This is a genomic window from Pseudorhizobium halotolerans, assembly GCF_902153235.2.
GTDB lineage: Bacteria > Pseudomonadota > Alphaproteobacteria > Rhizobiales > Rhizobiaceae > Neorhizobium > Neorhizobium flavum.
The window spans coordinates 281,353-288,939 of sequence record NZ_CABFWE030000005.1; the positions used below are offsets into that span (position 1 = coordinate 281,353).

Sequence of the window (7,587 nt, forward strand, 5' to 3'; positions counted from 1 at the left end):
GACGATATCTCTAGCCTCAGGGAGTGACGGCGTGAATTCTGTCATCGTCTGGTCGATCATCTTCGTGCTGATCGCGCTCTTTGCCTACTATGCTACGCGCATGGCAAGGCGGGACGACAGAGAGGATGGCCTGCACGACTTCGGCTTCGCCCTGCTCGAATTCGGCCGCGCCTTCCCCAACGAGGCCATTAGGGAGATCCATGCCACGGCCGACGGAAGGGCCGTCTTCGTCCGGCTCCATGACGGCAAGACCGGTATCATGCGCAGCCATACCAAGCATTACGCCTGCCACCTCATCAGGCCCGGACGCGTGCGGGTTCAGGGACAGGAAGATGCCAGAAGCTTCCGCGCCGAATTCCTTGACGCACCGGCCAATGACGGCCTGTTCACCTTCAGGACCGAAGCCGAGGCAGCGGAAGTCTCGCTATGGCTGCTGGGGAACTATGTCAGTTCCGCCGACAAGGACGTAGCCGAAGACGGGGCCTGATTCTCCTCTGTATCGAGACCGAGCCAGGCGGCACAGTCCCTCAGGGCGCGCGCGGCCATCAACTGCTTCTTCATGATCGCCTTGTCCTTGCCGCGGAAGCGTTTGACGCCTTCCGGCTTGGCGATCGAACCCGGCTCCAGTTCAGGGAAAAGGCCGAAATTGATGTTCATCGGCTGGAAGGAGCGCTTGCCCGGTTCGTCGTGCGAAACGAGGTGCCCGCCGGTGATATGGCCAAGCAAGGCTCCGAAAGCTGTGGTGGCCGGCGGTGGCGCCAGCGAGATGCCCTTCCTCTCGGCCGCTGCGAAGCGGCCCGCCAGCAGGCCGATGGCGGCGCTCTCCACATAGCCTTCGCAACCGGTAACCTGTCCCGCAAACCGCAGACCGGGGCGGCTCTTGAGCGAAAGCGTCCGGTCGAGGAACATAGGAGAGTTTATGTAGGTATTCCGATGGAGACCCCCGAGCCGGGCAAACTCGGCGTTCTCCAGTCCCGGGATCATCCGGAAGATCTCCGCCTGGGCGCCGTACTTGAGCTTCGTCTGGAAGCCGACCATGTTGTAGAGCGTACCAAGCGCATTGTCCTGGCGGAGCTGCACGACCGCATAGGGCTTGACCGTCGGATTGTGGGCGTTCGTCAGTCCCATAGGCTTCATCGGACCGTGCCGTAGCGTCTCGCGTCCCCGCTCGGCCATCACCTCGATCGGCAGGCAGCCGTCGAAATAGGGTGTGCCTTCCCATTCCTTGAAGCCCGTGGTGTCGCCAGCGACAAGCGCATCGATGAACGCATTGTACTGCGTCTCGTCCATCGGACAGTTGATGTAGTCCTTGCCGGTCCCGCCGGGGCCAACCTTGTCGTAGCGGGACTGATACCAGCAGACGTCCATGTTGATGGATTCGCGGTAGACGATCGGCGCGATGGCGTCGAAGAAGGCAAGCGAATCCTCGCCCGTCTCCGCCTGGATCGCAGCCGCGAGCGCGGGCGAGGTGAGGGGGCCGGTCGCGAGGATGGCGAGATCCCATTCCGCCGGCGGGAGTCCCTGGACCTCCTCGCGAACGACCGTGATCAGCGGGTGTTCGGAGATTGCCTTGGTGACGGCGTCGGAGAAACCGTCACGGTCCACCGCCAGCGCGCCGCCCGCGGGCACCTGGTTGCGGTCGGCACAGGCCATGATCAGCGAGCCGGCAAGGCGCATCTCCGCGTGAATGACGCCGACCGCATTGGATGTCGCATCGTCGGAGCGGAAGGAATTCGAGCAGACCAGCTCGGCTAGGCCATCGGTCTTGTGGGCGTCGGTGCCGCGCACACCGCGCATTTCGTGCAGGATGACGGGGATTCCGGACTGGGCGATCTGCCACGCGGCTTCCGAGCCTGCGAGCCCGCCGCCGACGATATGGATGGGAGAAACGGTCTTATTGGTCATGGCGCGCTCTTATCACGCGTTCGCCGGGGGCGGAATCGAAAAAGGCACCCGATCAGGTGCCTTTGCGAAAGTCGTCTCGTCGCCGGTTGGCTCAGCGCATTCTGTTCCGACTAGCGGAAAGAGCGGGCAGCAACGTGGCGGATGTCGTAGCGGGTCAGGCCGATGTCGTTGAGCGCCTGGTTGGACAGGCCGCCCAGTTCGCTGATCGTGCGACGATAGCTGAGCCAGTTCTTGGCAAGGCGGATCGGGTTCATGATGTTTCCTCGGTGTTCAAGCCGGTCACTGCCGGCGATGAGGAACTTATACGCGCGAATAACTAGATTGTGCAGTGCAGAAATTAAGCGACTGCCATGCGTTTAAGCAGGAGGTTGATGAAGAAGCAGGCGATGCCGCTTAAGTGGGCAGAACTCGAGAGAGACAACAGACCCTAAAAACAAAAAAAACGCCCTGCAAGCAGGGCATTTTGAAAGCTCGGTGATCGTCTTCGTTAGAAGCCGACGGCGCTCCGGGCGACGCGACGGATGTCGCTGCGGCCGATGCCGAGATCGTGGAGTTCACGGTCGCTCATGCGGTCGAGCTCGTTGACGGTCTCGCGGTACTTGCGCCAGTTGTTGAGTTTGCGTGCGATGTTCATGGTCTGCCTCATATTTCGCTAGTTGCCGGCACTCGAGCGCCAGCCAAATCTGATGGGCGGAATCTATGCTGCACTGCGAAGAGCTAAAAGTCGCAACTTGGTATTCCACCTATGCGCTACACGCATTACCCGCGGCTCTGCTCGTGAACGTTTGATTAACGATTGGACAGGTGGACCTTGAAAAAATAGCGCCTGCCGGGGGAGGATCCGGCAGGCGCTATTTGCAGGACTGGCAGTCGAGGAGGAGGCGCCAGTCTCCGGCGGCACGAGAGGAGGAGGAGCGCCGCCGAATGGTGAGATCGCGAAACCAACGGATAGAGGCAAGGCTTGTTCCGAAGGGATGCGTCATCGAATTAGGATTACCTTATATGCAGATGGTTAAGAAAAGGTAAATGATGCCTGCGCGACAGGGAACAAGACGATCTCTTCGAGGCCACTCTGCATGTTGCAAAGCCTTCATTTTCCCTTTGCGCCGGAAAAAACGGGTGATATAGAGACGCGCGCTCCGAAAGCCTCCTTGCGGGGATTTTTGCGCGGCGGGAGCGCGGGTATGGTGAAATTGGTAGACACGCCAGATTTAGGTTCTGGTGCCGCAAGGCGTGGGAGTTCAAGTCTCTCTACCCGCACCAGAGCCGCAGGAGCAGGATCGGGAGCCGTCAGCGGCTAGAGATCAGCGTTCCAGAAGTCGCGGCCGGTCACTCAGGTTCCGGCGTCGTGCTCATCGAAAACCAACGGCTGTCTGAGCACCGCCGCCACGATATGAAGGTTTTAAAATGCAGGTTACCGAAACGCTCGCTGAAGGGCTGAAGCGCGAAATCAAGGTTGTCATTCCGGCCAAGGACATGGAGGCACAGATGAACGTGCGCCTCGCCGAAGCCAAGGACAAGGTCCGCATCAATGGCTTCCGTCCGGGCAAGGTGCCGGTCGCCCATCTGAAGAAGATGTATGGCAAGTCGATCATGGCGGAACTCGTCAACGAGATCGTTCGCGAGCGCCCTACCAAGATCCTGTCCGAGCGTGGCGAGAAGTCCGCTACCCAGCCGTCGATCACCATGACGGAAGACGAGGCCGAAGCCGAGAAGATCCTCAGCGCCCAGGCCGATTTCGAATTCACTCTGTCCTATGAAGTCATCCCGCCGATCGAACTGAAGCCGACGGACGGCATCAAGGTCGTGCGTGAGGTCGTTGACGTGTCCGACGACGAGGTCAACGAGCAGATCCTCAAGATCGCCGAAAGCGCCCGCACCTACGAAGCCAAGAAGGGCAAGGCCGCTAATGGCGACCGCGTCACGATGAACTACCTCGGCAAGGTCGACGGCGAAGCCTTCGATGGCGGCGCTGCAGAGGATGCCGAACTGGTGCTCGGTTCCGGCCGCTTCATCCCGGGCTTCGAAGACCAGCTGGTTGGCGTAAAGGCCGGCGACGAGAAGACCATCACCGTGACGTTCCCGGCCGACTATCCGGCTGCGAATCTCGCTGGCAAGGAAGCGACCTTCGACGTTACCGTCAAGGAAGTGGCTGCCCCGGCCGATCTGGAGCTGAACGACGAACTCGCCTCCAAGCTCGGCATTGAGTCGTTCGACAAGCTCAAGGAAATCGTCCGCGGCCAGATCGAAGGTCAGTACGGCAATGTCACCCGTCAGAAGGTGAAGCGCCAGATCCTCGACCAGCTGGACGAGATGTACAAGTTCGACACGCCGCAGGGCCTCGTCGACGCCGAGTTCGAGAACATCTGGCGCCAGATCAACACCGATCTCGCCCAGTCCGGCAAGACCTTCGAAGACGAGGACACCACCGAGGAAGAAGCACGCGAGGAATATCGCAAGCTTGCCGAGCGTCGTGTCCGCCTTGGCCTCGTTCTCTCCGAGATCGGCGAGAAGGGTGGCGTCGAGGTGACCGAGGAAGAAATGCAGCGTGCGCTCTTCGCCCAGCTGCAGCAGTTCCCGGGCCAGCAGAAGGAAATCCTGGAGTACTTCCGCAACACGCCGGGTGCCTCCGCCTCGCTGCGCGCACCGATCTTCGAAGAGAAGGTCGTCGACAAGCTGCTGGCGGAAGTCGACGTGACCGACAAGAAGGTTTCCAAGGAAGAGCTGCTGGCGGACGACGAGGAAGGCTCCGAAGCCGCCGAGAAGCCTGCCAAGAAGAAGGCTGCGCCGAAGAAGAAGGCCGCTGCCAAGGATGAGGCTGCCGAGGCCGCTTCCGAGGAAGCTGCAGCTCCGAAGAAGAAGGCAGCTCCGAAGAAGAAGGCCGCTGACGACAGCGCTGAGTAACCTTCATTTTGCATGGATGCAGAAGCCGGGTCGGCAACGATCCGGCTTTTTTATTGTCCCTCCCGAAGTTGTGCCGCCATGATCCGCATCGAGAACATCAGCAAGTCGAACAGCCACCGCATTCTCTACATCGAGGCGTCGGCGGCCCTTAACCGCGGCGAGAAGATCGGCCTGGTCGGCCCGAACGGCGCCGGCAAGACGACGCTGTTTCGCATGATCACCGGCCAGGAGAGCCCGGACGAGGGGCAGGTCGCCGTCGAGAAGAATGTCACGATCGGCTATTTCAACCAGGACGTCGGCGAGATGTCCGGCGTCAGCGCCGTGACCGAGGTGATGAACGGCGCAGGTCCGGTCAGCACGGTTGCCGCGGAGCTACGGGAACTCGAAGCTGCGATGGTCGATCCGGATCGCCTGGACGAGATGGGCGAGATCATCGAACGCTACGGCGAGGTACAGGCGCGCTACGAGGAGCTCGACGGTTACGGGCTGGAAAGCCGTGCCAGGGAGGTCCTCGCCGGTCTCTCCTTCAGCCAGGAGATGATGGAAGGCGACGTCGGCAAGCTCTCCGGCGGCTGGAAAATGCGTGTCGCGCTTGCCCGCATCCTTCTGATGCGCCCGGACGTCATGCTGCTCGACGAGCCCTCCAACCACCTTGATCTGGAAAGCCTGATCTGGCTGGAGCAGTTCCTCAAGAACTACGAGGGGGCGCTGCTGATGACTTCGCACGACCGCGAGTTCATGAACCGCATCGTCAATAAGATCATCGAAATCGATGCCGGCTCGCTGAACACCTATGCCGGCGACTATGGCTTCTACGAGCAGCAGCGGGCACAGAACGAGAAGCAGCAGCAGGCGCAGTTCGAGCGCCAGCAGGCCATGCTCGCCAAGGAGATCAAGTTCATCGAGCGCTTCAAGGCGCGCGCCAGCCATGCCGCGCAGGTGCAGAGCCGGGTGAAAAAGCTGGACAAGATCGAACGGGTTGAGCCGCCGCGCCGGCGTCAGTCGGTCGCGTTCGAGTTTCAGCCGGCGCCACGTTCCGGAGAGGATGTTGCAAGCCTCAAGGGCGTGCACAAGGCCTATGGAAGCCGGACGATCTATGAGGGTCTGGACTTCATGATCCGCCGCAAGGAGCGCTGGTGCATCATGGGCGTCAACGGTGCGGGGAAGTCGACGCTGCTGAAGCTGATCGCCGGCTCGACTGAGCCAGATCGGGGTTCGGTCACGGTCGGCGCCAGCGTGAAGATGGGCTATTTCGCGCAGCACGCCATGGACCTGCTGGATGGCGAGCAGACGATCTTTGAATGGCTCGAATCGGAGTTTCCGAGGGCCGGGCAGGGCACGCTGCGCACGCTCGCCGGCTGCTTCGGCTTCTCAGGCGACGATGTGGAGAAGAAATGCCGGGTGCTTTCGGGAGGTGAGAAGGCACGGCTCGTCATGGCGGCCATGCTGTTCGATCCTCCGAACTTCCTCGTTCTCGACGAACCGACCAACCACCTCGACCTCGACACCAAGGAAATGCTGATCAGGGCGCTCTCCGAGTATGAGGGCACCATGCTCTTCGTCAGCCATGACCGGCACTTCCTGTCGGAGCTCTCCAACCGGGTGCTGGAGATCTCGGCCGACGGTGTTCACCGATATGACGGCGGCTACCGGGACTATGTCGAGCGGACCGGCTACGAGGCGCCGGGCCTGGCGGCCTGACACCTCCGCAAGCCGTCGGCGCCCGGGCGCGGCGTCAGCCTGCCTGCAGTTCCTTCATGTCGGCATCGTCCAATTCGGTCGCCCGCAGATGCGCCGGCCGATCGTGTAGGTGGCGGACATAGGCCTCGAATGCCGGCCTCTTGTCGATCGAGCCGAACTGCATGCCCCACATCAGGTGGGAGCCGACATAGACGTCGGCTGCCGTGAAGCTGCTGCCGGCGATGTAGCTGCGGTCGGTGAGCGCATTTTCGAGCGTCTCGATTACCTCGGCATAGCTCCCGTACCCGATCATTACACGACGATCCTCAGGGACCTGGAAACCGAGGGCGCGATTGCTGACAGCTGCCTCCAGCGGGCCGGCCGCGAAGAAGAGCCAGCGATAATAGTGGGCCCGCTCCCTTTGCGGCGGCGCTAGCCCTGCTTGCGGGAAGGCATCCGCCAGATATGCGCATATGGCCGGGCATTCCGTCACGATGCTGTCACCATGAACCAGGGTTGGGACCTTTCCCATCGGATTGAGCCGCAGATAGTCCGCTCCCTTCATCGTGCCGCCGAAGGTCAGCACCTCCCGGCGGTAGGGAACGCCGACCTCTTCCAGCATCCACCGGGCAATCCGGCCGCGTGACATGGGATTGGTATAGAGAATGAGTTCATCTGACATTACCACTTCCTCCGTTCACCGTATGTTCTAGTCGCGGGATTTGCAGAGATCAATCCGCTCCAGGCAAAAAAGAAGACGGCGGGAACTGGTCCCGCCGTCAAAGCTCCTAAAATCCGAAGGATCGATCAGGCGGCCATGGCCTTCTTGAGGTTGTCGTCGATCTTGTCGAGGAAAGCCGTCGTCGAGAGCCACGGCTGATCCGGGCCGATGAGCAGTGCCAGGTCCTTGGTCATGAAGCCGGATTCGACCGTCTCGATGCAGACGCGCTCGAGCGTCGCGGCGAAGCGTGCGAGTTCGGCATTGTCGTCCAGCTTGGCGCGGTGGGCGAGGCCCCGGGTCCATGCGAAGATCGAGGCGATCGAGTTGGTCGAGGTCTCCTGGCCCTTCTGGTGCTGGCGGTAGTGACGGGTGACGGT

8 protein-coding genes and 1 tRNA gene are annotated in these 7,587 nt (G+C 61.4%); 4 read left to right on the plus strand and 5 right to left on the minus strand.

The window, feature by feature from the left end; translation table 11 throughout:
* Nucleotides 1–31 precede the first annotated feature (31 nt).
* Nucleotides 32–487 (plus strand): hypothetical protein, encoded by a 456-nt coding sequence (locus FN060_RS06300; protein ID WP_142587346.1) that lies wholly within the window; start codon nucleotides 32–34, stop codon nucleotides 485–487.
* Here the strand turns inward: FN060_RS06300 and trmFO are convergent.
* The 3 genes from trmFO to FN060_RS06315 form a co-directional block, all read right to left on the minus strand.
* Nucleotides 442–1,905: a methylenetetrahydrofolate--tRNA-(uracil(54)-C(5))-methyltransferase (FADH(2)-oxidizing) TrmFO gene (trmFO, locus tag FN060_RS06305; protein WP_142587347.1), complete on the minus strand. Its 1,464-nt coding sequence runs from the start codon at nucleotides 1,903–1,905 to the stop codon at nucleotides 442–444. The genes FN060_RS06300 and trmFO overlap by 46 nt on opposite strands.
* Before the next feature lie 110 nt (nucleotides 1,906–2,015).
* Complete coding sequence (locus tag FN060_RS23515) at nucleotides 2,016–2,159, minus strand: DUF1127 domain-containing protein (RefSeq protein WP_065814520.1); 144 nt, start codon at nucleotides 2,157–2,159, stop codon at nucleotides 2,016–2,018.
* Nucleotides 2,160–2,392: 233 nt separating this feature from the next.
* Nucleotides 2,393–2,539, minus strand: a complete 147-nt coding sequence (locus FN060_RS06315) for a DUF1127 domain-containing protein (RefSeq protein WP_065814521.1) — start codon at nucleotides 2,537–2,539, stop codon at nucleotides 2,393–2,395.
* A 544-nt stretch (nucleotides 2,540–3,083) separates the two neighbouring features.
* On the opposite strand from FN060_RS06315, the gene FN060_RS06320 reads away from it, so the two are divergent.
* From FN060_RS06320 to FN060_RS06330, 3 genes are all read left to right on the plus strand, one after another.
* Nucleotides 3,084–3,168: transfer RNA gene (locus FN060_RS06320), tRNA-Leu, on the plus strand.
* Nucleotides 3,169–3,312: 144 nt separating this feature from the next.
* A complete protein-coding gene (gene tig / locus FN060_RS06325) occupies nucleotides 3,313–4,809 on the plus strand; it encodes a trigger factor (RefSeq protein WP_142587348.1) in 1,497 nt (498 codons plus the stop codon).
* A gap of 78 nt (nucleotides 4,810–4,887) precedes the next feature.
* Nucleotides 4,888–6,510 carry an ABC-F family ATP-binding cassette domain-containing protein gene (locus tag FN060_RS06330; RefSeq protein ID WP_142587349.1) on the plus strand — a complete coding sequence of 541 codons (1,623 nt, stop codon included), beginning with the start codon at nucleotides 4,888–4,890 and terminating at the stop codon, nucleotides 6,508–6,510.
* Between the two features lie 34 nt (nucleotides 6,511–6,544).
* Here FN060_RS06330 and FN060_RS06335 read toward each other — a convergent pair whose 3' ends face one another.
* Together FN060_RS06335 and FN060_RS06340 are read right to left on the minus strand one after the other, a co-directional pair.
* Complete coding sequence (locus tag FN060_RS06335) at nucleotides 6,545–7,171, minus strand: glutathione S-transferase family protein (protein ID WP_142587350.1); 627 nt, start codon at nucleotides 7,169–7,171, stop codon at nucleotides 6,545–6,547.
* Between the two features lie 125 nt (nucleotides 7,172–7,296).
* Nucleotides 7,297–7,587 (minus strand): isocitrate/isopropylmalate family dehydrogenase (locus tag FN060_RS06340; protein ID WP_244665702.1); only part of this gene is annotated, 291 nt, incomplete at its 5' end.

Coding starts and splice junctions, on each gene's coding strand:
- trmFO (WP_142587347.1), bottom strand. CDS start 1,905: ATGACCAATAAGACCGTTTCTCCCATCCATATCGTCGGCGGCGGGCTC.
- FN060_RS23515 (WP_065814520.1), bottom strand. CDS start 2,159: ATGAACCCGATCCGCCTTGCCAAGAACTGGCTCAGCTATCGTCGCACG.
- FN060_RS06315 (WP_065814521.1), bottom strand. CDS start 2,539: ATGAACATCGCACGCAAACTCAACAACTGGCGCAAGTACCGCGAGACC.
- tig (WP_142587348.1), top strand. CDS start 3,313: ATGCAGGTTACCGAAACGCTCGCTGAAGGGCTGAAGCGCGAAATCAAG.
- FN060_RS06330 (WP_142587349.1), top strand. CDS start 4,888: ATGATCCGCATCGAGAACATCAGCAAGTCGAACAGCCACCGCATTCTC.
- FN060_RS06335 (WP_142587350.1), bottom strand. CDS start 7,171: ATGTCAGATGAACTCATTCTCTATACCAATCCCATGTCACGCGGCCGG.